The organism is Candidatus Omnitrophota bacterium (assembly GCA_025453395.1).
Lineage (GTDB): Bacteria > Omnitrophota > Gorgyraeia > Gygaellales > Profunditerraquicolaceae > JAlOQK01.
Window position 1 is genome coordinate 304,425 of record JALOQK010000002.1, and the last position, 23,874, is coordinate 328,298.

The following is a 23,874-nucleotide window of genomic DNA, read 5'->3' on the forward strand; positions in this document are numbered from 1 at the left end:
ATTCTAAGCTGCCTTTTAGATTCCTCCTTTATGGTAGATTGTCGTAAAGGCTTGAACTACTTTGGGGTCAAATTGGCTTCCAGAACAACGCTTGATTTCCTGAAAGGCTTCATCTTTGCTTAACGCCCGGCGGTAGGGACGATGGGTAATCATCGCGTCAAAGGCATCAGCCACAGAGATTATAGAAGCCATAAGCGGTATCTGATCTTCTTTTAATTTTCCCGGATATCCATTGCCGTCATAATGCTCATGGTGGCATTTGACCGCTTCAATGGCATTTTCCAATTCAGTAATGGGGGCAAGAATTGATGAGCCCACCTTGGGATGCTCTTGGACCACCGTTCTTTCTTCCGGGGTAAGAAACCCGTTTTTATTAAGGATACTTTCCGGAACGCCTATTTTCCCGATATCATGCAGAAGGCTTGCCACCCTTAATTGCTCTAAAAATTTGCTCGAAGCAACCGCAGAGTTTTCTTGCGCCATTTCACAGGCAATTTGATTGCTTAAAGAAGTTACCCTTTCGGTGTGCCCGTGCGTATAATGGTCTTTAGCGTCTATTGCCGCGGCAAGCGCCATAACGGTATTGATAAACAGCCGGTAGTTTTTATTAACTTGATTTTCCAGGTCTTGAAATAGCTTGGCGTTTCTTATGGCCATAGCCATGTCGGAAGCAAGCGCTAAAAAGAAATCCAATTCTTCAGCTAAAAACTTTTTCTTATTCTTTTTTCTGCCCAAAAATACCAAAGCCGTAAGCTCATCCCGGAAATAAGTCGGAAGGCATACCTCTGCCTGAAACATCTGCATTTGGTAAGAAACATCCCGGAGCAGTTTATTCAAAGTCCTATTTTTAACGATTCTGATTTTATTCTTTATCTGGTGGCAGGCGATGGCTTCGGTTTTAAAAAGCCTGCGATGGCTTAAATTGCGGAAGAATTTAATAATGGAATTGTCTGCGTCGATCCGGGCGAACCCAGCCGGGATTTTTAACCCTAAGCTTCCCCGGGACACTGTTAAAACGTAAGAATCGGTATCCGTGTTATGCAGAAGTATCGCCGTGTGCGTAATCTTTACTTTTTGCACCAGCATCCGCGCGATCATCTTAATCAGCGTATCCGGATGATGCACCAGGATCATATTTTTCGCGGCGATCTCAAGTTCGCGTTTATAATCGATGCGCATCTTTATCCGAGCTCTTTCATGACTAACCTTTCAAGCTCATCCAGCTCAAGAGGCTTATGGATGTAATCATGCACCCCATATTCACGGCACTTCTCTATGGAACCGTCCTCTTCTGGTTTCTTGCCGGTAACCATTATTACTTTTATTCGCGTGTTCTTTTGGCGGATCTGTCTTAAGGTTTCAATGCCGTCAATGCCTGACATTTTTATATCAAGAAGTATCAAATCCGGAGCGGCATTATCCAAAAGCTTAAGCGTCTCTTCTCCGCTTGAAGCGGTAGTAACATTGATTTTCCTCCTGCGAAAGAAATTAGCCGCGAACTCTCTGACATCATCCTCATCATCCACGATCAATAAATTAGCCAATTTTTTATCCCCCAGCGTTGTATGATCCTTATGTTCTATAATAAATTAAAATAATTATACCACGGAATTAAGGCTAATCAATAATTAAAAGGGGCGCATCTTAATATAAAGATACGCCCCTTTTTAAAATGCCTCTTAGCCTGTTATTTACCTAAAATCTGTTTAAACTCTTTTGTTAAAGCCGGAACCACCTGCAAGACATCGCCAAGAATCCCGTAAGTGGCAACCTTAAAAATCGGCGCATCCGGGTCTTTGTTTATAGCGATAATTATCTTTGATGATTGCATGCCGACCAAATGCTGGATCTGCCCGGAAATCCCGCAGGCAAAGTAAATCTTAGGGGCGACTGTCCGCCCTGTTTGCCCGACCTGATGAGAATAAGGCATCCATTCAGAATCAACCGCGGCACGTGAAGAGCCGACTGCCGCGCCTATTACGTGGGCCAAATCTTCTAAAATCTTAAAATTTTCTTTTGAACCCATGCCTCTGCCGCCTGAAACAATAATATCGGCTTCGGCTATATTCACCAAAGACTCTACTTCTTCAACTATATCAAGAAGATTTGTGCGGGAAAAATAATCGCTTATTTCAAATTTCTCGCGGATGATCTTTCCTTTTCTATGTTTGTCCGCGGGAATAGGCTGCATGACTTTATGCCTGACCGTGGCCATTTGCGGGCGATAGTTAGGCGAAATAATCGTAGCCATAATGTTCCCGCCAAAAGCGGGGCGAGTCTGTAAAAGGATTTTTTTATCCGGGTCAATATCAAGCCCGGTGCAATCAGCAGTAAGTCCGGCCTTGATATTAATGGCAACTCTTGCTATTAGCGACCTTCCTATGGCGGTAGCCCCGCACAAAAGTATTTCTGGTTTATATTTTTGAATTAATTTTACCAAAATATTGGTATAAGGTTCATCCTGAAAATTAGCGATTTCAGGGGCCTCTACCAAATAAACAACATCTGCGCCGCGCGCAATAACCTCATCTATTTCACCCTCCAGCTTATCCCCAATAAAAACCGCCCCCACCTGACAGTCTAATTTTTTTGCTAATTCAGAAGCCTTTCCCAATAATTCAAAGGCAATGGACTGGACTTTGCCTTTTTTCTGCTCAATGAAAACCCATACCCCTTTATAATCTTTGATATCCGGCAATACGCAGACAGGGGCAGATTTTTTAATTTCAATAGCCTTAAATTTACAGGCATCAACACAGGCGCCGCAGATATTGCACTTATTAAAATCAATAACTGCCTTTTTATCCGTAACCGTTATGGCCCCAAAAGGGCAAACCTTAACGCATAACGTGCAACCAGTGCATTTTTCCTTAATAAGATGAATTGACATGGTTATTTGACCTCATCTTTGATGAGCATTACTAACTCTTTTGCAATTTCCGGGGTTTCTCCCTGCAGTATCTGTCCGCCTGCTCTTGGCGTGGGCGTGAATATTTTTACAACCTGCGTAGGAGAGCCGCACAAGCCGATATTTTGCGCATCAAGGGCTAATTCTTTTTGAGTTAACAGATTAATTTTAGCGCTTTTTGCCCTCATCATCCCTTTTAGAGAAGCAAGCCTGGGCTGGTTGATTTCTTTGACTACGGTAATTAACGCTGGAAGCGGAGTTTGAATTACTTCATAACCCTCTTCCATCATTCTTTCCACCCGCAGGGATTTATCTTTTATTTCCTCAATTTTCTTAACATAGGTTACCTGCGGAATATTTAAGTGCGCGGCTATTCCGGGGCCGACCTGCGCGGTATCCCCATCAGATGCCTGCTTGCCGCAAATAATAAGATCAAACTCCCCCATTTTCTTTATTGCCCCGGCCAAGGTATAGCTTGTTGCCCAGGTATCGCTTCCGGCAAAGGCACGGTCACAAATCAAATAACCCTCATCCGCGCCCAAAGAAATAGCCTCTTTAAGCGCGCTTTCTGCCTGAGCAGGCCCCATAGTAAGGACTAAGACTTTGCCGTTTGTTTTTTCTTTTAAGCGGATCGCTTCTTCAATAGCGTACATATCAAAGGGGTTAATTATAGACTTAACCCCCTCGCGAATTAAAGTATTGGTTTCCGGATTGATCCTGACTTCAGTTGTCTCCGGAACCTGTTTTATGCAGACAATTATGTTCATTTACCTAATTCCTTAATTATCTGCAGGCCTATGATATTTCTTTGGATCTGGTTTGTTCCTTCATAGATCTGGGTAATCTTAGCATCCCTAACATATTTCTCAATCGGATAATCTTTCATATAGCCATAGCCGCCAAAGATCTGCATGGCATCTAATGATACCTTCATTGCCACGTCTGACGCGTACATCTTGGCCATAGCTGATTCCTTGGAAACATCAGTCTTTCCGGCATCAACCATCCGGGCGCAGGCATAAATTAATGCGCGCGCGGCTTCAATCTCAGTAGCCATGTCGGCAATCATCCATTGAATCCCTTGAAAAGAAGATATGGATTTACCAAATTGATGGCGCTGCTTGGCGTATTTAACCGCTAAATCCAAAGACCCTTGGGCTATGCCTAAGGCCTGGGCTGCTACGCCCGGACGCGACATATCAAAGGTTTTCATGGTTACAATAAAACCCATGCCTTCGCGGGATAATAAATTCTCCTTTGGCAGCTTGCAATCGGTAAAAACAAGCTCGCGGGTTGAAGAAGCGCGAATACCGAATTTGTCTTCTTTTTTGCCAAAGCTAAAGCCTTTCATGCCCTTTTCTACTATAAATGCGGACGCGCCCCTTGCCCCTTTATTTTTATCGGTCATGGCAATAACTACATAGGTTTCCGCGTCCCCGCCGTTGGTGATAAAATGCTTTAAGCCGTTAAGAATATAGTAATCACCCTCTTTTTTAGCGGTAGTTTTAATCGCCGAGGCGTCTGACCCGGCTTCAGGCTCGGTTACAGCAAACGCTGCCACTTTCTTGCCTGATGCTAGATCTGGAAGGTATTTTTGCTTTTGCGCGTCATTTCCGAAAAGAACGATTGGAAAAGTCCCCAGGGCTGATGCCGCGTAGCAAACCGCGATACCCCCGCAGGCGCGGGACAACTCTTCTGTGGCAAGGCATAGATTAGTTACGCTAATGCCCATGCCGCCGTATTGCTCCGGGATAAATAAACCGAATAACCCGCCCTCGCCAATAACTTTAATGACCTCCCACGGGTATTCTTCGGATTGGTCATATTTTGCGGCTACAGGCTTAATTCTCTCCTGGGCGATTTTTCTTGCCAGTTCCTGCACCATATTTTGCTCTTCAGAAAACAAATAATCCATGTAATTACCTCCCTAAACTTGCCTGCCGGCAGGCAGGGTTAAAAGCTTCCAAAGGCGAGTATATTACTATAAATACGCCTATTTTGCAATATTTTTTATAAGGGCTGTTTCCTGACAATTGGGGAATTTCGGGCAGTTAATACACTCCGCCCAGATTTTATGCGGAAGAAGGCTGTGTTTAATCTGCTTAAACCCAAGTTTCTTAAAATACCCGGCGCGATAAGTAAGCACAAATACTTTTTTAGAGCCTAATCCTGCGGCCTCTTTGATGCACGACTGAATTAAAAGCCTGCCAATGCCTTTGCCCTGAAACTTTGCATCTACCGCAAGGCACTTGATTTCAGCTAAATTGTCCCATGAAATATGCAAAGCCGCGCACCCGATAATCTTTCTAGACTCTTCACAAACCCAAAAATCACGGATATTCTCATATAACTCATTAAGCGACCGGGCAAGCATAAGATCTTTAGCGGCAAAAGAATTAATAAGCGCTTGGATTTGTTTTATATCCTTAATTACGGCCTTGCGGATCATATACCCCTCTATTTTATTTCTGTTTTCTTGGCCACAACCACCAGGCCTGAATCAGTAATAGTAAAACGTTTTTTATCTTCTTCCGGGTCATAACCAATGACCATCCCGGATGGAATGGTGACATCTTTATCAATAATCGCGCGCTTGATCTTGGCGTATCTACCCACATTAACCCCTTCCATAAGTATAGAATCAATTACCTGCGAATAGCTGTTAATGCGCACATTCGGAGACAGGATAGAGCGCTGTACCTTGCCGCCGCTTATAATACATCCTCCGGAAACAAGCGAATCAAGGGATAAACCGATCCTGCCGGTAATTTCATCTCCGGAAAAAACCGTCTTTGCCGGAGGAAATTGCTCCTGAAAGGTCCTTATCGGCCAATCCTTGTCGTAAAGGTTAAAAACCGGGTCTACCTGGATTAAGTCCATATTGGCTTCAAAATAAGCATCCAGGGTTCCGATATCTCTCCAGTATTTTGCCTCTTTTTTATTTTCGTCAATAAAATTATAGGCGGCAATGCGGTATCCTTTCTTGATCATTGCCGGAATGATCTCTTTCCCGAAATCATGGCCTGAAGCATTTTTTTTGGCGTCTTCCACCAGCTCATCGCGCAATACCTGGTTTTTAAAAACGTAAATTCCCATAGAAGCATAGATCTTATCATTATCTGCCGGCAAAGTCCTTGGCTTATGGGGCTTTTCTTCAAAACTTCTGACTCTGCCCATAGCATCAACTTCAATTACCCCGAAATGCAAAGATTTTTCTTTATCCACCTCCACCACCCCGATAGTTAAATCCGCGTCCACCTCGCGGTGATAATCTATCAGAGTATAATAGTTCATCTTGTAAACATGATCGCCGGCCAGGATCAAAACCTCATCGGGACTATCCATATCCAAGGCATAAAGATTTTGATAAATGGCATCGGCTGTTCCCAAATACCAAGTATTCCCTACTCTTTGCTGCGCGGGCAATAACTCAATAAACTGGTCTAATTCTGATGGAAGGATATTCCATCCCAAGCGGATATGCCTTTGCAAAGAAGCTGATTTATATTGAGTTAAGACATAGATCCTGCGCAGGCCGGAATTTATGCAATTGCTTAAAGTAAAATCTATGATCCTGTATATGCCGCCAAAAGGCACTGCCGGCTTAGTTCTGTCTTTAGTCAAAGGCCAAAGCCGCTCGCCTTTTCCTCCAGCCATAATAAAAGTTAAAACTTTCTTCATCATAATATAACCCCGAATCCTTTGCGTACCATCATTACCCCAATTGCGGCAAGTAAAATATACATTATCTTAGAAAAAGCCCTTGCCCCATTTATGCCGATAGACTTGATTATCACCTCTGATTTAGCTAATGTCAGCCAGACAAAAAGCATATTTATAACCAAACAAACAAGTGTCGGCCAAAAGCCATGGCTGTCCAACATCATTAAGGTGGTAGTTAAAACTGCCGGGCCGGTAATAAGAGGTGTCCCCAAAGGAAATACCCCCACATCTTTATCGCTTCCTTCGGAAGAAAAGCTTTTCTTTGCTCCCGGCAAAAGAAGCCGCACCGATATAATAAATAACAGCGCCCCTCCGGCTATTTGAAAATCCGGGATAGTTATGCCTAATACCCTAAGAATAAGTTTACCCAAGAGCATAAACAAAATCGCCATAGCTGCCGCAGTAGTCACGGATTCAGCGATAGCCTTTTGCTTTTGCTTCTTATTGGCGCCTTCGATCAAAGACACAAATATGGGAATATTGCCTATGGCATCTACCGCCACAAACAATGGTATAAAGCTTAATATATAGGGCTCTAAGCGCTCAAACATATAGTAGTATTATAGTTAACGTTTATTAAAATGCAAATACAATTATAGGCGGGATTCTATTTATTAAAAATTACGGCGCTTAATTTACCTTTTTCGTCGCGCTGGACGGCTTTGACGCAAGAAATAATTTTGCTTAAGTTTTCTTTTTGCGCTTCATTAATCTGAATGCCTTGAGAAATTTGCTCCCATGAGGCATCCGCAAGCCATTTATCCAATAGACTAATAAGCGTGGCATCCAATTTTTTATTCACCTCTGCCTGAAGAATATTCGCGCAGGCTTTATTTGAAAAAACAACCCTTCCGTCCTCTTGAAAAATGATGATACCTTGCGCGACATCAGCAAAAGCCGCGCTAAGGGCTTTGGCGTGGCTGGTCAGCTTTTCATTTTCCGCGCGGATTTTCTTGGTTGCGGTTTTAAGCTGGGCGTCCAGCGTCTTGGAAACAATTTCATTAAGCTGGGCAGTTACACTTTCCACATTTCCCTGGTCTTGGCTTATTGCCTGCAATAAAGGCTTAAATTCCTGTGATAGATCTACTTGCTTTTCCTTATCTGCCTGCTCTAAGATTTCCGCTTTCTGTTCCAGCAGAATCCGCACTTCATCTTCAGGCATGCCTTTTAGAATAAGTAATTTCTTGATCATAGATTCAAAATCAACAGACAATTTAACACGCGCGGAGAGGCTTTTTAGAAAACTTGCCTTTTTCTTCAAGGACATCGGCCCCTTTAGAAAACCGGAAAGCATTTTATTCGCCTCGGTCTGGTCCATAATCATATTCAATACGCTTTCCATGCCTTCAAGCGCGCCTTTAAGCTCTTCTTTTACCTGAATAGTTTTAATCTGCTTTGAAAGCTCTTTTCCTAAAACCGCGCAGGATCTATAAAGAAGCTTTGCCGCTTCGTCGTCTTTATTCTCAATCAGGTTTGCGTAGAGATTATCCCGGAGTAAATCCAACTTCTTAGTTACCCCGGAAATAATCGTTTTTGCCTTCTCGCCGCCTACTTTATTTAAAATGTGCACGGCTTCAGTAATAGAATGTACCTCTTCCAGCGGGTCCTGGTTTAGCTTCTCCACAAACGCTGACTGCTGGGTATTTTCTTGAAGCGCTGTATCAATTAACGCGATAAGCTTATCTTCGGGATTTTCTTCGGGGGATTCTTTCGGCTTTTCCGGCTCTGCCAAAGCGCTTCCATCATTAGGCTTGCCGAATATTTTATCCAGTTCACGGGTTAAGTCTTCATCGCTCATATCCGATTTTCCGGAAATAACACGCTTATCCATCCCGATCAATTCATATTTAATGGGATTCAACTTAAAATGAGTGATGTTTTTCTGCTTAAATAAGGCCTCGGCGCCACCTTGCGCAATAATATCCTGAGAGCGCATGGCAAAAACACCCAAGAAACTTATAAAATCCTCGCGGCTAAAGCCTTTATCAAACTCAACGCTTACCACTTTAGCCGCGGTAAAAAGCGTAACTAATTTATCCACTACCGGATTTCTCTCCTCAATGGCAGTGTCAATATATCTTATTTTCTTCTCGGCAATATAAAGCGCCACATGGTTGTGCTCCTGCATCAGGGCACTTAGAATTTTAAATGAATCTTCAATGGGTTGCAATGCCAAAGGATGGGTAATCCCAAAATCGTGTGACTGCGACACAGCTCGCGCGAGGTATTTGACCATATCGGAAATTTTCTTTTTTTCCTCGGGGGTTACTGTCGCAGGCTTCTTATTATCCGGCATCTGCTCCATACATCTCTCCTTTGCCTCTATTATAATACATGGTAGACGCTTTAGCTAACTATATCTTTTTAATTAACGGCAGACACAAAAAACTTGTAAGCGCAGAGATGACAATTAAAGGTTTTAGGCCTAAAATAGGCAGTAAGAACGCTCCGGAAAGGTTGCTTGCCACAAGCGCTAAGTTGCTAAAACTGCATAAAAGCGCGAAAGACGTCGCCTCTAAGCCCTTAGCAGTATTTCTGGCCATAAAATCCATAACCATCAGAAAGATAAACATCCCCAAAACGCCATAAAGGATATTATAAATTACCGCGGTCACCGGAGTATAATATAGGTAACTTAAAGTCGTTACCGCCCCCAAGAATATGGAGATATAAAGCCATTTCTTGATATTTATTCTTTTGCTTAGCTTAAAATAGATAAGAGCGCCAGTTACCTCAAAAACAGCTCCTATAGCGCTAAAATAGCCGATCCAAATCTTATCCCACTTAAACTGGTCGCGTTGAACAAAGAAAAGCGGGGTGCCAAACGAAGGCGAATATTTATAAAGAAAAATAAATACTCCTACTAAAATCAGGCGCTTATCGCCTAAAACTTTTTTCATGTCCGTTAGAAAACTGGACTTAGGCCTTGTTTCCGCGATAAGCGGCTTGTAGAAAAACGCGGTAAGGCCTACCAAAAGATAAAACGGGATTAAAAGCATATACCCGGCGCGGTAATTTAATTTTTCCGCAATATAGCCTCCGCAGATTCCGGTCATAAGCCCTGATATAGTAATAGCTATCCATTGGATGCTTTGAATTTTTCCGGTTATACCGAATTCTTTACCCTGCACGCACATCATGCCGTCCACGCTTACATCGCGAAAAGCGGCATTAGTGGCATTAAACAATAAAACAACAACTAGGAAAAATACCGGCAGGCTGAATAATCCGATGCATAATACGCAGATGATATCTAAAGAAAGCGCAATAAATATCCAGGCTTTTTTGCTCAACCAACTGTCAATGACATAGCCGATCATCGGCTTGATAAGCCAGGCGCTTATGGTAAAACTGGTGATCAGCATTATTTTTTCCGGAGAGAATCCGAGTGTTTCCTTGAAATAGTAAAAAAGGCTTTGGGAGGGGAGCCCCTCTATCCCCTGGGCGAAATATACGCCCGAGCTTAAAGCAAAAAGCCAGAAAAGTTTTTTATCCATAATTTTAAAAAAAAGCCACTTCTTTATAAGAAGCGGCCTTTTTTGGAATTTTTAATAAATGTTTATTGAGTTTTGGGATTTTCTTGTGCATTCGCGTCTTTAGGCGCAGTTTGAGCAACGGGTAAAGCTGTATTTTTGGTATCTGTTGCCGCAGCCGCTTGCTTTTTATCAACCTTAAGGTTATCTCTTATCAATGATTTTCCCTGCTGCGCTGATAAAAACGCCAAGGTTAAACAAGTAATAAAAAACATCGTGGAAAGAACAGTTGTGGACTTGGTCAAAAAGGCGCTGGTCTTAGTCCCTAAGATGGACTCCACTCCCGCGACACCTTCTACCAGGCCTCCGCCTCTTCCGGATTGGATCAAAACAATCACCAACAGCAAAATACAAACAATAACGTGGATTACAAGCATAAATATCATCATAACCGGATTCCTTTTGTTTAATTATTTCTTAACTGTATTTGCCTGAATAACAATCTGCGAAAAAGAATCTATTTTTAAACTGGCTCCTCCCACCAACGCGCCATCGACATCCGGCTGGCGCATTAATTCTGCGATATTTTCCGGTTTAACGCTTCCGCCGTATTGAATGCGTATTTCCCGGGAAGTTTCCCGGCCATACATTTTAGCTAATAGATCGCGGATATATTTATGCGCTTCCTGCGCCTGTTGGGTAGTCGCGGTTTTTCCGGTGCCAATTGCCCAGACCGGTTCATAAGCAATGACAACCCGTACGGCATCTTGGGCAGTAATATCTTTTAAGCCGCTTAAAACATGGTCATCTAAAACCTTAAAGGTTAAATTCTTTTCTCTTTCTTCTAAAGATTCACCCACGCACATTATCGGGGTCAATCCATTCTTTAATACCGCCTGTACTCTTTTGTTAACCCCGGAGTTAGTTTCTCCAAAAAACTGCCGGCGCTCGGAATGGCCAATAATCGCATATTTAACCCCTATTTCCTTAAGCATCTTGCAGGATATTTCTGCGGTAAAAGCCCCTTCTTCCTGCCAATGCGCGTTTTGCGAACCAACCATAATATTGGATTGCTCTAAAACTTCAGAAACCTCCATAAGAGACGTAAAAGGCGGACAAACTACAATATCTATATCTGTGTTTTCTAATTTATATAATTCTCGCTTCAAACCATTGGCCAGCTCCAGGGCCTCGGTAACGGTCTTATACATCTTCCAATTTCCGGCAATAATTGTCTTTCTCATATTATTTCTTCTGCGTTAATGCCGCAACTCCGGGAAGCATTTTACCTTCCAGGTATTCAAGACTGGCGCCACCGCCAGTTGAGATATGCGTCATTTTATCTTCCAGCTTGAATTTCGCCACCGCCGCGGCAGTATCTCCTCCGCCAATAATAGAAACCGCTTTTAATGTGCAGATATACTCTGCGACTTGCTTTGTCCCGTTGGCAAAAGCATCCATCTCAAAAATTCCCAATGGCCCATTCCAAACAATGGTTTTAACGCTGGACAATTTCTTTTTAAATAATTCTATTGTTTTAGGGCCAATATCTACGGCGATCCTTCCATCTGGAATGGCATCGCCGACAATTTCGGCCTTGGCATTAGCATCAACATTATCCACTATTACGTTATCAACTGGTAAAAGTATTTCCTTGTTTAAAGATTTCGCTTTATCCAGGATGCTCTTGGCGATATCAAGTTTGTCTTTTTCTAACTTTGAATTACCGATCTGTTTTCCTTGCGCTTTTAAGAAAGTATAGGCCATGCCTCCGCCAATAATAATCGCATCACATTTAGGAAGCAAATTTTCAATAACCGCGATTTTATCCGAAACCTTGGCGCCTCCTAAAATAACTATAAACGGCCTTTGGGGATTCTCTACGGCGCTTCCTAAATATTCTATCTCCTTGGCAAGCAAGAATCCAGAAACCGAAGGCAAATATTTAGTCACCCCTTCAGTTGAAGCATGCGCCCTGTGGGCGGTGCCAAAGGCGTCATTAACAAAACAATCTGCTAAAGAGGCCAGCTGCTTGGCAAAACCGGCATCATTAGCTTCTTCTTCGGCATGAAACCTTAAATTCTCAAGTAAAACAACTTTTTCCTGGCTTGCGTCTATTTCTTTTTTAACTGAATCGCCTGCGCACTCTTCTATAAACTTAACCGGCACTCCCAAAAGCTCTCTTAAGCGCGCGGCAACCGGCTTAAGGCTGTATTTTGCTACAACCTTGCCATCAGGACGCCCCAAATGGCTTACAAGAATCAACTTTTTAGGCGATTTCTCCAGAATAAACTTTATGGTCGGAATTGTAGAGCGGATACGGATATCATCAGTAATATTAAGATTAGCGTCAAGCGGCACGTTAAAATCCGCGCGCATCAAGACGTTCTTATTTTTAAGCTCCAGGTCTTTAACCGTCATTTTCGCCATATTGCCCTCCGTTATATTTAAGGTATAAGAATATATCCTAAACGACGCTATTTGTCAAAGGTTTTTGCTTTTTACCATCCCTGAACATACTCCATAAAAAGCAGCACTTTCTTTGCATCTTCCGGAGAAAATACAAATTGCTCTACATCTCTGGATAAAAGCTTAAAATCAAGCTTCTCGCAACGTTCAAGTAGCGCTGCTTTAAGCATTTCTTTATTCTTAATGCCAGCGCGATCTTTTAAATATATAAAATCTGGTTTTGCTTTACCAGCCAAAAATATAGCATCATAGAAATCCCTGCCTATCGCCCTTTTACGGGCAAGAATAGCATAAAATTTCTGCGCCAGCAAAATATCAACAGGAACAACGTTAATACTCTTAAAAATATCAAACTTATTAATGATTACACTCTGCGCTAAATATTTAAAATTTTGCGGCTGGGCATCCAGCTTAATTAAAATTTTTTCATCCTTATGCCCAGAAAGCCCTTCGTTAAACAAAACCCCCATAATCTTGATATCAGCGCTAAAAGCCCCCTTAAATGAAGTGCCGGTTTGAATAACATATCCCTCAAGGGTAAGTTTCTTTGATACTGTTTGAGTTAAAACGCTAAAATCATTCTTATCCAGGCCCCGATTATCAAAATCCAGGTCCTCGGAAAATCTAGGCAGTCCATGCGCAATATGGATTGCCGTACCTCCCATAAACACCAGCTTTTGCCCATATCGATTGGCAAACACCGCTTCCAGTATCTTATACTGGAAATACTCTCGCAAAAGATTACGTTTAAAATGCCGTAACTGTTCAGGAAAAAATGATTCTATCTGTTTAAGCTCAAGCATGCCTAATATACTCCCAAAAATTATTTACTCTACGCTTCAAAGATACCTGCCTATAAACACCCAGATAGCTATTTATCTTACTATGATTCATCAGCTTAAGAAATACCTCGCGATTAATACGCAGTCCTTCAAAGCTTACGGCATCGCGAAGTTCAGTCTTCATATAAAAAAGATCCAGAAATGCCTTTTCCGGAGAAGCCAACTTAAATAACTTTTCATTATTCTTTAGAAAGTCAAAGCCGAAATACAGCTTTGGCTGAATAGTCCGGTAAATAAATGACCCTATTGGAGTTTTAAAATTGCTGGTTTTGCGGGTTGACGCGGAAGTAATTCCATAGACACTTTCCGGAATCAATCCATAATAAGCAAGCGCCATTTCAAACGAAACATACGAAGGCGCGTAAATTCGGTTGGCGATCTCAAAAAGAACCTTCTCATTAAGAGCCCTATCGGCAAAAAGGTAATACCCCTTAATTACCTTACGAATATAGCCCTTTTCCTGCCATTCGTTAAGCCGCCTACGATGAAACGCAGGGACAGCTTGCCGTATGTCAGCGAGCGAAAACACCGTAAATGGCCCTAAGATCTTTTGAAATTCGATATAAGTCATACATTTCTCCAAAGTGCTATTTATAACATCTATAAGAAATGTATCACAAGACAATCAAACTGTCAAGATTAAATATGTGGTTTCCATTATCGCCGAAAATAGCCACTTAATTAACAATTTTCTGATCGCACAAACCGCTTATAGCCCCTAAGAAAAACCAGAAAACCGGAGCATCCCGCATTCCCACAATGATCAACGTGGATGCGTTAGCAAAAATCAAGACTGCCACAATGCCAGCAATTCCCCCTAAAATCATCCCCTGCCCGGGAACTGAATCACCCTGCCAAAGGGCTTTAAATTTAGATACCATTCTAAAAAAACAAAAGAATATCCCGCAAAAAGCAAAAAAACCAATAATGCCCATTTCCGATAAAACTTCTAAAAATGTGTTGTGGGCGTGCAAATGAATACGCCCTTCAGGATAACCTCCAACAGGACCAAACTCATAAAGCAACTTCTCAAAAGTCCCGGTGCCGGACCCCAAAAGCGGATAGTGCAAAAATATCTTACCAGCTGTCTGGTATAATAACATCCTATCTCCCCAAGTATTAGTATTAAAAGTATTATGCAGCCTGTTTTGAAAAAAGGTAGGCATAAGAATAACCGCAAAAATAAGCAATAACGCCCATAAGAATAACCTTCTGGTTTTCTTAAGTAGAAGCACAGTAAATACTGCTACAGCTACTGAAAACCATGTAGAACGCGAACCAACCCAAACAAAAACTGGCAGTATAAAAATTAGCCCCACAAAATTCAATACATGCCATAACCTTGCCCCGGCTAAAATAGCCCCACATGCGCACAACGGGGCAAAAATAATCAAGAAATTAGTCAGGGTTACATCCATTTTAAAAGCTGTAAAAAGCCGTTCCGGATGAAACGCTAAATAATCTTTCATTCCCCCAATCCCTATTACTATATTCAAAGAAACGACAATCGTGCAAATAATAAAGAAATTCCTGATATTATTTTTGACAACAACAAGCCCGAGGATAAAGAATAAAACATAAGGGATATACCGATCCATTAATATCCCATAGCTATGCTTAGGTAACGCGCTAAATAAAGTTGACAAAATAGCTGCTCCCAAGAAAATTAATATGGCTTTAAGCACGGGGCTTACATGCAATAAACCCTTATTATATGCATATTTATACTTTAAAAAACTAGCAACAAATAAAACCGCAACTGATAATCCTAAAATAACCTTAACCGCTATTTTTAAGAAAGGCGCTAAAACTAAAAACAGGCACAATGCAACTAATAAAAAACGATCTGCGAAATTAATGAGTTTTTGCTGTTCCATTAGGCTATTATAATAAATAGTGAAAAAAGCCCCAGGATAAAAGTTATTATATAAAACCTTATCACTGTTTCCGGCTGGCTAAAACCTAATTTCATAAAATAATGATGGATATGGGAAGAATCTCCGGTAAAAATATTTTGCCGCCTCAAAACCCTCCTCATTATCGCCAGTACCGTATCCAATATCGGCAAAAAAAGCAGCAGCACCACAGGGACAAAATAATGATTTTGAACGCTGCCCATAGGTTTATATACTCCCAAACATCCTACAGATAAACCTAAGAATAGGCTGCCCGTATCCCCCATGAATATTTTTGCCGGGTAGAAATTATACCTTAAAAACGCAAGTATTGCCCCAAACAATGCCAATGCCACGCAAGAAACAAACACATCTTGCAAGATTAAACTAAAGATAAAAATAAATAATGATGTTACGCCAACAACCCCAGAGGCAAGCCCGTCTAAACCATCCAAAAGATTAATAGCGTTTGTTATGCCAACAAGCCATAACAAAGTTATCGGGATACTAAACATTCCGAGGTTAATATTGATAAATTTGCCGATAGTAACATTTTCTAAAAGAAACCCTGACTTAATAATCATAAAGGAAATTATTATTTGAATTATAAATTTTAATCGCGCGCTACTGCCTTGAAAATCATCGTATATGCCTAACATTAAAATAAGAGTTATCCCGATTAACAGACTAAAAAACAAAGAAAAATTTACTCTAAAGAAAGAAAAATCAAAAAGGGAAATTACCGATAACCCTCCCAAAACCCCTAAGTAAATCGCCAACCCCCCAAGCTTGGTTACGATCTTCTTATGGATTTTACGATGGTTTGTTTTATCAATGGCGTAAAATTTTAAAGCAATATAGCGGATAGTAGGGGTAATTAGAAAAACGATTATAAAGGATATTGCCACTACAAAGAAATATGCCATATCACCTTCTCTTATTTAGCAGTTAAAAAGTTCATACTTGGCAAACTTAAGATAACTTATCCATCGCCCTGCGATTTACCAGCTTTCTTTCCTGGTCAAAAAACCACCCCCACTTAAAGAAATATTTGACAGCAGAAACAATATGACACCAAAATAAATAGTAATTACTATAAGAACCTCTGGAGTAATGGTGAATTACAGAAACCTGCGGATAAAAAACTGTCCGATAATGTTTATGGATTCTTCTTGAGAAATCAACATCTTCTAAGTACATGAAAAACCTCTGGTCAAAGATCCCGACTTTCGCAAGAATCTCCCTGCGCAAAAACATAAAACAGCCTGATAGACACGGCACATCCATAATCATTCTATATCCAGTAAATCTTAATTCGTAATTCTCAAGACTTTTCCTAAATAATCTGTTTACTATAGCTATATTGCTCCTTCTGAGAAATAAATCAAGCGGATTCGGCAATAACTTACAAAGATACTGAATTGATCCATCAGGATAACAAACTTTTGGCATCAGAAGCCCAACGTTTATATTCTTCTCCATGAAATTAAAGATTGCTTCCAATACCCCACTCTCAAAGGAAATGTCGGGGTTTAATACTAAGTGATATTTTGACAGCCCCGCTGAATTGCGTATCGCTATATTATGAGCAGCACCAAAACCTAAATTCTTATTGTTAAAAATATACTCGGCGTTAAAATCAACTAATATATCTCTTAACTTGTCAGACGGAGAATTGTCAATAATATACAATTTTAGATTCAGTGAAGAATTTAAAAAACTTTGTACCGCTTTCTTCAGCTGCGCGCCTTCTGTTTTGTAAACAACAATAGAGCAAATAATATCATACATTCTAATTCGCCCCTCTAAAAGTATAATCTTTTATAATGCTCCAGGAAACGGCTTAACCTTATACTGCGCTTCTCTTTTGGAGCAATATATAGGATGCGAGAAAAAACCCTAGAATAAAACTTCTTAACCAGCGTGAAGAAAAAGGCCTCTTTTTTTCTTTGATGGAGAATATAAATATTAGAGCAATTACCCGTGTTGTCATTCCATTTTCTATCTAAAACTTCCAAATATTTATTTTCTTTCAAATAATGGATTACATGGCCGTTTTCATAAAGCGCCACGTCTTGTTTGGGTATAGCATCTTCATCAACATGGTCCATAATAGTTTTGAAGGCTTCTTTTGCTTGATTGCAGTTTTTAATAATAAACATGCCGGAATTTATTCGGTTAGATCTGCCTAAGGTCATATAAATATATTTACCTGGCCTCTCAAGAGTGAGAATCCCAGGAGCACCAAGGCTAATCCTACAATCGGCATCCACGAAAAATAACCAGTTATACCCTCTCTGCAATCCATGCAGAATTAAAGGGATTTTCATCCAAGCGGAATCCGAGGCACTTATCCTTTTCTTGGGATGATCAAATAAAATATACCGGTATCCGTATTTATCAGCATATTTCCTATGGCTTAGGATATTATCTTTGTAGATTCGGTCATAATTATTTGTTGCGATAGAGAACATTAAGACTTCCACAAATCTACTCCTTTTCCTTAATATTGACGCATCCCATCAGATAAAAGTTTAAAGCTTTAAGCCACAACTTAAGATTCATTTTAATTTCAGATTTTAATAATTTTGAACGATAAACAGGATATTTCTTAGCAAACAGCTTAAGAAAGAACAACAAATATTGATACTTATTTTTTTTATCCCCTCGCTGTGTCTTTTCAAATAATGCCAACGCTCCTGGATCAACTGGAAAAATATCAATTTTATTTGCTGATTTTATTTCCTGTATAAATGCCTTACCGACTGTGTTTCTTATGACGCCTACTGAATAATTTATCTGGTTGTTTATCTTATAGGCAAACCATCCGCTACCGATAGAAATATCTGCTAACTCTGATGTCTGATCAATACACATCCGGCAACGAGCAGGGATAGCATCGATGCCTATGGATAAAAGAGCGTTCCAGAATTCTAAATGATTGATTATCCTGTCTTCGTTATTTGATCTGATCAATGTTTTGCCCGGAGGAAAATCACCAAAGCGGTATTTTATAGATTGAACTTGATCTTCCTTTATGCCTCTTTCCTTAAGCGCCGCAAGCGTACCTAAGAAACTAATCCCATGTGTGCAAAAAAGCCCAAGGTGTAAAACTATTTTTTTCTTAAGGTATTTATTGACTAGCTCGGCTTTTCTAATGCCCTGAATCTGGCAAGGCATGCCCACAATTGCAAACTTTTGCCCTTCTTGAGTATTCAGGATTTCTTTCAACATTATGTTAACAGGGACAGGGCAATATTTTGCGCCGACGGATGAAATAATTTCTTCTTGAGTTCTGGCGATAAATGAGTGTGGCCGCAATGGGTTACCATCATCCATCACCGTAATCAATGCCCCATCAATAATTCCTCTTTCAAGCGCAGAAATTAATAACTGCGTAACCAGACCGCCCGATGACGAATCATAACGAAGATTATTATCTGTAGAATAACCACTGAAACAACTAAGATAACTACCCAAAACGCTGCTCTGTGCCTGCCGGTCAAATAAAACCTTATTTAACTCTTCAAAATCTACAGAATGCCCCGGGCAGACTTTATAACAAACCCCACAACCAACGCATTTTTTACTATCAACCACCGTACGATATACTCCTTTATCGCGATCAACCACCATATTGATAGCGTTTACTGGACACATTCCCACGCATGTTCCGCAGCCAGTACATAACCCATCCATATATACACTCTTAATATTTATCATCTCTTGCCTCTAAGATCGCGGGATAACTTATTTTTTTGATCATAAATAATCCTAAGAAGCTCGGAAGCCATACCGGTTTGCTTCTCCAGCTCTATGCGTGAATTTTTAAGAGCCGCCCTGATTTCTTCACTATGCGCCAGGCTATCCTTAAGCAACTCTATGGCCTTTAGAATTGTAAAATCATTAACATCGCAAGACCTATTACCCTGATGAATTAAATTCATATACCCCTGCAGCTTAAGTTGTGTATTCACCGTAATTGTTGGCGTACCAGCCATGGTAGCAAAAATCGCAACATGCATCCTAGTACTGATAAATAAGTCCAATTGCCCCAGCATCCCTTTACATTCACGAGGAGTATATTCTTTAGAAAGCAATGTTACATTATTCCGGCTGGAAAATAACTCATATAACTTCTGAGTTAAATCCCAATCGCCAAGGTCTTTTTGCAGTCTCCTATTAGCCAGAAAGAATACAACCGAACCGTTAAGCTGATCAAGAATAAAACGGCAGAGTTGCTGCATGGTTAAGAAATATCCTTCATACTTTATATCTTCCCATTTGGATATCGCCATGCCTATAAGCGGCCGCTTGTCAAGTTTAACCCCCTGAGATTCTAAGAGCCTGCGGGCCTGATCTAAAGGAATATATGGTTGTTTTACTGCCAAATCCGGAACCAAATATGTTTTTCGAGGGTTAATTTTCATATTCCGAACCGTCTGAAAAGAAAATTCGTCCCTGGGAAGAACTAAATCGCACAAATTCAACACATAACCTACCAATACCCTAATAAAACCTTTCTTAAGCGGCCCGATGCTTTGAGGGAAGATTGCTACAACTTTTTCTAATTTATAAGCCAGCCAGTATCCAAAGAGAAAAAGCGGCACCCTTTTCCATTCACTATCCTGCAATGCTTCTCCGCTAATGCTGACAACGATATCTGCGTCTGAATATGCTTTAAGTGCAGCTAATTTCTTTTTAGAAAAAGTATATTTGTCAAATTTTACCATAAGCCCTAAACGTTTTAGTACCGATAGATTAAAAACATTGGCAAATACCCATAAACTCTCCCTAACAATCCAAGCAACCTTTTCTATGAACGAATAACCGGAGAATTGCTCCGCCCATAAAGTCTCCAATGTCCTGCACCTTGAGTATTTTGCTATCGAAACAGGATCAAAAGATAAAATAGTAAATTCGGCTTCTGGAAATTTAATCTTTAGCTGCTCGAGCGCACTATCCACTAAAGCCAAGTTTCCGATATGTTGAGCTGAATAAGCATCAATAAGTAATATATTCATTGATCCACGGTTCGATTCCTGCTAAAAGCGTAGATAATCAAAATCCAACTTAAATACATAAGCGGGAAACATATCCCAGCGATCACAACCCCGTTTAAACCATAGAAATAAGCTCCCAAATAATTTAATAAGACGCCAAAAACTGCGCTTAAGATTTTAGGATAAATTAAAACTTTAGTATCAGCCTTAACGAAGAAAGTCATATTAATAACCTGACCGATAGCGAATAATCCTCCCGACAAAACTAATAGCGGCAGCAATCGGGATACCGAGCGATATTCCGGAGCGACTAACAATGAAAAGATTTCATTGTGGAATATCCAAGAAAACGCTATGGATACCAAAGTAGACATAACCGCCATTATTATCAATAGATTGTTCCACTTTAACGTAGTCGTCACCCTGTAGGAATCATTACCTGCTCCAGCCTGGCTGAAAAATACAGGACTTACCATCTGCAAGACCATGCCTGAGAAAATAACAATCGGATAGCATCCGAATTGATAAAGTACAGAATAAAGCCCCACATTCCTGCTATCAGTGAAATAAAATAGCGCCCATCTGCTGGAAGCAATCTGCGCCCAGGTAAACAACCCCCATGTAGCAAACGGCCAGGCGTAATGAAACAACTGTCTGTTATATTTATTTAAGATATCCGTCGGCACTTCTATCTTTTCTGCCGCAGGAATCAATCTTAATATTCTATTTCTAAAAAAAACAAGCTGAGAACTTAAAACTACCAAAGAGGCAATAATGTAACCAAACATAACAATGCTGCTACGCGCACCCCATAGGCTAATTAGGCCAATCGGGATAAAAAAATGCAGCCATTGTCCTATCCCCTGATGCAATGCCACAACTTTTCTTTGTCTGGCAGCATTTTGAATGTGATCTAGCACAATATTATAACCTGCAAAAATGGAATACAGAGAAGCTAACGTAAAAAGCCATAACCACTTTGTATAACCAAACGAGAACAGAATTATAAGCAAAACAACAGAAACAGCTACAATTAAAGTAGTCGCCTTAGTCAATAAAAGCTTAACTGCTTTAATAAAAACATAAAGTTGCCCATCTTCATGGGCCACCGGGAAAAACCTTAAAGAACACAATCCTAGAGGCAAAAGAATTGCCTGCTGCGCCACGATCGCTACTGTCATACCAATAGCCAGATCGCCGTATATTGATGGACTAAGCTTATAAGTGAGCAAGCGAACGCCAAAAACTCCACCAGATACTACTAAAAATTGCCCTAAACAAATCCAAGCCATTTCTATGCTTAATTTTTTGATTCTTACTAACATAATATTTACCCTCTTACTTGCAGCTGAAGGAACTGGCGCCTAGAAAAACAAAACCGCCTATAAACCTATCAGTTTCTTTGGCAAACGATGCCCTAATTCTATAAATCTTTTCTCTACTAATATATAACTTAAAGAAGCCATCAGAATAATTACTGTCAACACAACAGGAATAAACAAATAAAAACTACTGGTAAAATAACCAAAAAATAAGAAAATTTGAATTACCGGAAAATGGATAATATAAACCCCGTAAGAAATGTCATATTTTAAATCAAATACTGGCTTAGAAAACCCGACTAGATATACAATAATCCCTAAACATACAGGATAAACAAAAGCCTTATAAAAGACATTACCGATAGCATAATAACTGGTGAAAAAAAGAATAACTGAGATCAAAAGCGCATAAAAAGAAGAAAACCTTATTTTATATCCATACAAGTAAAGAATAATACCTACGATAAAGAATCTTAAATAGGCTGGAAATTGATCAACAAAAGTATTCCAAGCAGGGTTCATAGTAGAAACAATAAAGAATAAAGCGGATAAGAAATAAATCAGGATTAGAAATTTAATCCTAAATTTCTTAAATGCATAGTAGATTAACGGCAACAGGACATAAAACAAAACTTCGATTTTGATAGTCCAAAGGCTGCCATTAATAGCATTGTATTTCAAATTTTCAAAGACTCCGGGGATAGTCGGCTGCAAAAAATTCAGGAATATGGCATTGTAAACAAAATATTTCAAACTATATATTGCCAGCTTCATGTTAAAAACACCCGGAAATAAGGCTAAAAGCGCGCACATTTGAATCAGTATCATTATAAAATACAAAGGATAAATCCTAAAAAATCGCTTTATTGAATATGCAATCAACTCTTGATCTTTATCAAAACTCCAAGTAACCAACAAGCCGCTGATGACGAAAAAAGAGCTCACCGCGAAACCCACAAGATAAGAAATTAATCTTCCCGGGTTAACCCCGTACAGCATATTTATATGAAAAGACACAACCATAAACGCTAATATAAGCCTTAGCAAGCCGAAATTATTTTCCCTCTTGTAGGTTTGCGCAGCAATCAAATGATTAGTATTCAAATTTCACCATTATGTAGTTCAGGTAATTTGGTTACTTGACAACAAAATATGGAATAATTCCTTCCAGCCGCGTGAGAATAAAGACAAGATCTTGCGTTCCTGCGTTTTATCAAAAACGATTGTTTTATCTATTACTGCTTTCATCAAACCTGCCAATTGCAGATAATCTTCCGGACTAAAAAATTTAACCTTATCGTAAGCTCCTACAGTTTCATGAGCGTATTCTAAATCTGCCAAGAGAATGGGTTTTGAGAACAACTTGGCCTCTGTTATGGGCAATCCCCAGGTTTCCAACAATGACGGAAAGATAAGGCATGTAGCGCTATTATAAAGATCGAATACTTTTTTCCGGGTTTGAAGGCCGATAAATTTTATGTTTCTTACATGCTTAAAGGAATTAAAAATATGCCGAGCATAACGATTCTCACTGCCGGAAATGGTGAAAATAACCTGGAAATCCTCCACCTTTTGTTTCAATAATTCTGCGGCTGCTCTGCAGATAACCTCAAAATTTTTAAAAACTCTGGGGAAAGAAGGATATAAAAAAACATTCCCTTTGATTAATACAGGGTCGGGCTTCTCTATAGATCTTATATTCGGATAGGCAACAATTATTTTCTTGGCTCCGGTTAACTGAATAAATTTATCCCTTAAACTATCCTGCTGCAATATCACGAAATCATTTTTCTTAATATTAATTGCGTATAAATAACGATAGAACAATTTAAACAATATAAACTTATACCCTCCCAAAAATATATCTTTTAGTGTCAGTGGCGGAAAAGGAGAAGGGTTATGGCAGTAAACAGCCCGTATATCTGCTTGCACATTAGGAGTTGTATCATGCAAAGACAACCAAAGATGAGGACGAATCTTTTTAGATAGCACCCAAAAATATATATATTCATAGTACAAACGTATAAACCATGATTTCTTTGAGAGGGGAAATGAATAAAACCTTATGTTAGGGTAATTGAAAATGCGCTGGTTATTAACTAAAACTATAACCTCATAGCTACTAGCTAAATCACTAGAGAGATAACTCAAGCATTCTGTTAGAATTGATAACGGCCCGCCTTCAGTTAAATTAACTGCGGAAACAACTATTCTTTGTTTTGGCTTTGCATCACTCATA

Annotated in this window: 24 protein-coding genes; all 24 read right to left on the minus strand. The window is 40.0% G+C overall.

The annotated features are described in order from the left end of the window. Positions 1-15: 15 nt before the first annotated feature. The 24 genes from MUF05_02845 to MUF05_02960 all read right to left on the minus strand — a co-directional run bounded on the left by MUF05_02845 (position 16) and on the right by MUF05_02960 (position 23,873). Positions 16-1,179, minus strand: a complete 1,164-nt coding sequence (locus MUF05_02845) for an HD domain-containing protein (protein MCU0666012.1) — start codon at positions 1,177-1,179, stop codon at positions 16-18. Between the two features lie 2 nt (positions 1,180-1,181). Beyond that, the gene (locus tag MUF05_02850; protein ID MCU0666013.1) at positions 1,182-1,544 is read right to left on the minus strand and encodes a response regulator; all 363 of its coding nucleotides are present in this window, start codon (positions 1,542-1,544) and stop codon (positions 1,182-1,184) included. Between the two features lie 143 nt (positions 1,545-1,687). After that, entirely contained in the window at positions 1,688-2,890 is a 1,203-nt protein-coding gene (locus tag MUF05_02855) for an electron transfer flavoprotein subunit alpha (GenBank protein ID MCU0666014.1), read from the minus strand. 2 nt (positions 2,891-2,892) lie between these two features. Further along, on the minus strand, positions 2,893-3,675 hold the full coding sequence (locus MUF05_02860; GenBank protein ID MCU0666015.1) for an electron transfer flavoprotein subunit beta/FixA family protein: 783 nt from the start codon (positions 3,673-3,675) through the stop codon (positions 2,893-2,895). Continuing rightward, positions 3,672-4,823 carry an acyl-CoA dehydrogenase family protein gene (locus tag MUF05_02865; protein ID MCU0666016.1) on the minus strand — a complete coding sequence of 384 codons (1,152 nt, stop codon included), beginning with the start codon at positions 4,821-4,823 and terminating at the stop codon, positions 3,672-3,674. Before MUF05_02865 ends, MUF05_02860 begins: the two co-directional genes overlap by 4 nt. Positions 4,824-4,901: 78 nt before the next feature. After that, entirely contained in the window at positions 4,902-5,357 is a 456-nt protein-coding gene (locus MUF05_02870) for an N-acetyltransferase (protein ID MCU0666017.1), read from the minus strand. Positions 5,358-5,365: 8 nt separating this feature from the next. Next, complete coding sequence (gene glgC / locus MUF05_02875) at positions 5,366-6,589, minus strand: glucose-1-phosphate adenylyltransferase (GenBank protein ID MCU0666018.1); 1,224 nt, start codon at positions 6,587-6,589, stop codon at positions 5,366-5,368. Beyond that, positions 6,589-7,182 carry a MarC family protein gene (locus MUF05_02880; protein ID MCU0666019.1) on the minus strand — a complete coding sequence of 198 codons (594 nt, stop codon included), beginning with the start codon at positions 7,180-7,182 and terminating at the stop codon, positions 6,589-6,591. Before MUF05_02880 ends, glgC begins: the two co-directional genes overlap by 1 nt. Before the next feature lie 56 nt (positions 7,183-7,238). Continuing rightward, positions 7,239-8,936, minus strand: coding sequence for a hypothetical protein (locus tag MUF05_02885; GenBank protein MCU0666020.1), 1,698 nt, complete (start codon positions 8,934-8,936; stop codon positions 7,239-7,241). Between the two features lie 49 nt (positions 8,937-8,985). Continuing rightward, entirely contained in the window at positions 8,986-10,128 is a 1,143-nt protein-coding gene (locus tag MUF05_02890) for an MFS transporter (GenBank protein ID MCU0666021.1), read from the minus strand. A gap of 62 nt (positions 10,129-10,190) precedes the next feature. After that, the gene (secG, locus tag MUF05_02895) at positions 10,191-10,553 is read right to left on the minus strand and encodes a preprotein translocase subunit SecG (GenBank protein ID MCU0666022.1); all 363 of its coding nucleotides are present in this window, start codon (positions 10,551-10,553) and stop codon (positions 10,191-10,193) included. 21 nt (positions 10,554-10,574) lie between these two features. Then, positions 10,575-11,348, minus strand: a complete 774-nt coding sequence (gene tpiA, locus MUF05_02900) for a triose-phosphate isomerase (GenBank protein ID MCU0666023.1) — start codon at positions 11,346-11,348, stop codon at positions 10,575-10,577. Between the two features lies 1 nt (position 11,349). Next, positions 11,350-12,534, minus strand: coding sequence for a phosphoglycerate kinase (locus tag MUF05_02905; protein ID MCU0666024.1), 1,185 nt, complete (start codon positions 12,532-12,534; stop codon positions 11,350-11,352). Between the two features lie 71 nt (positions 12,535-12,605). Continuing rightward, the gene (locus MUF05_02910; protein MCU0666025.1) at positions 12,606-13,376 is read right to left on the minus strand and encodes a nucleotidyl transferase AbiEii/AbiGii toxin family protein; all 771 of its coding nucleotides are present in this window, start codon (positions 13,374-13,376) and stop codon (positions 12,606-12,608) included. Beyond that, positions 13,369-13,986, minus strand: coding sequence for a hypothetical protein (locus MUF05_02915; protein ID MCU0666026.1), 618 nt, complete (start codon positions 13,984-13,986; stop codon positions 13,369-13,371). The genes MUF05_02910 and MUF05_02915 overlap by 8 nt, the downstream gene beginning before the upstream one ends. Positions 13,987-14,092: 106 nt before the next feature. Continuing rightward, a complete protein-coding gene (locus MUF05_02920; GenBank protein MCU0666027.1) occupies positions 14,093-15,292 on the minus strand; it encodes an O-antigen ligase family protein in 1,200 nt (399 codons plus the stop codon). Next, positions 15,292-16,236, minus strand: coding sequence for an undecaprenyl/decaprenyl-phosphate alpha-N-acetylglucosaminyl 1-phosphate transferase (locus MUF05_02925; protein MCU0666028.1), 945 nt, complete (start codon positions 16,234-16,236; stop codon positions 15,292-15,294). Before MUF05_02925 ends, MUF05_02920 begins: the two co-directional genes overlap by 1 nt. Before the next feature lie 46 nt (positions 16,237-16,282). Next, positions 16,283-17,101: a glycosyltransferase family 2 protein gene (locus tag MUF05_02930; GenBank protein ID MCU0666029.1), complete on the minus strand. Its 819-nt coding sequence runs from the start codon at positions 17,099-17,101 to the stop codon at positions 16,283-16,285. Positions 17,102-17,115: 14 nt separating this feature from the next. Continuing rightward, positions 17,116-17,796 carry a hypothetical protein gene (locus MUF05_02935; protein MCU0666030.1) on the minus strand — a complete coding sequence of 227 codons (681 nt, stop codon included), beginning with the start codon at positions 17,794-17,796 and terminating at the stop codon, positions 17,116-17,118. A 4-nt stretch (positions 17,797-17,800) separates the two neighbouring features. Next, positions 17,801-19,033: a Coenzyme F420 hydrogenase/dehydrogenase, beta subunit C-terminal domain gene (locus MUF05_02940; GenBank protein MCU0666031.1), complete on the minus strand. Its 1,233-nt coding sequence runs from the start codon at positions 19,031-19,033 to the stop codon at positions 17,801-17,803. Next, complete coding sequence (locus tag MUF05_02945; GenBank protein MCU0666032.1) at positions 19,030-20,334, minus strand: polysaccharide pyruvyl transferase family protein; 1,305 nt, start codon at positions 20,332-20,334, stop codon at positions 19,030-19,032. Before MUF05_02945 ends, MUF05_02940 begins: the two co-directional genes overlap by 4 nt. Then, complete coding sequence (locus MUF05_02950; protein MCU0666033.1) at positions 20,331-21,638, minus strand: hypothetical protein; 1,308 nt, start codon at positions 21,636-21,638, stop codon at positions 20,331-20,333. Before MUF05_02950 ends, MUF05_02945 begins: the two co-directional genes overlap by 4 nt. Before the next feature lie 57 nt (positions 21,639-21,695). Further along, entirely contained in the window at positions 21,696-22,739 is a 1,044-nt protein-coding gene (locus MUF05_02955) for an acyltransferase (protein MCU0666034.1), read from the minus strand. Between the two features lie 18 nt (positions 22,740-22,757). Beyond that, a complete protein-coding gene (locus MUF05_02960) occupies positions 22,758-23,873 on the minus strand; it encodes a glycosyltransferase (protein MCU0666035.1) in 1,116 nt (371 codons plus the stop codon). Position 23,874: the final 1 nt, after the last annotated feature.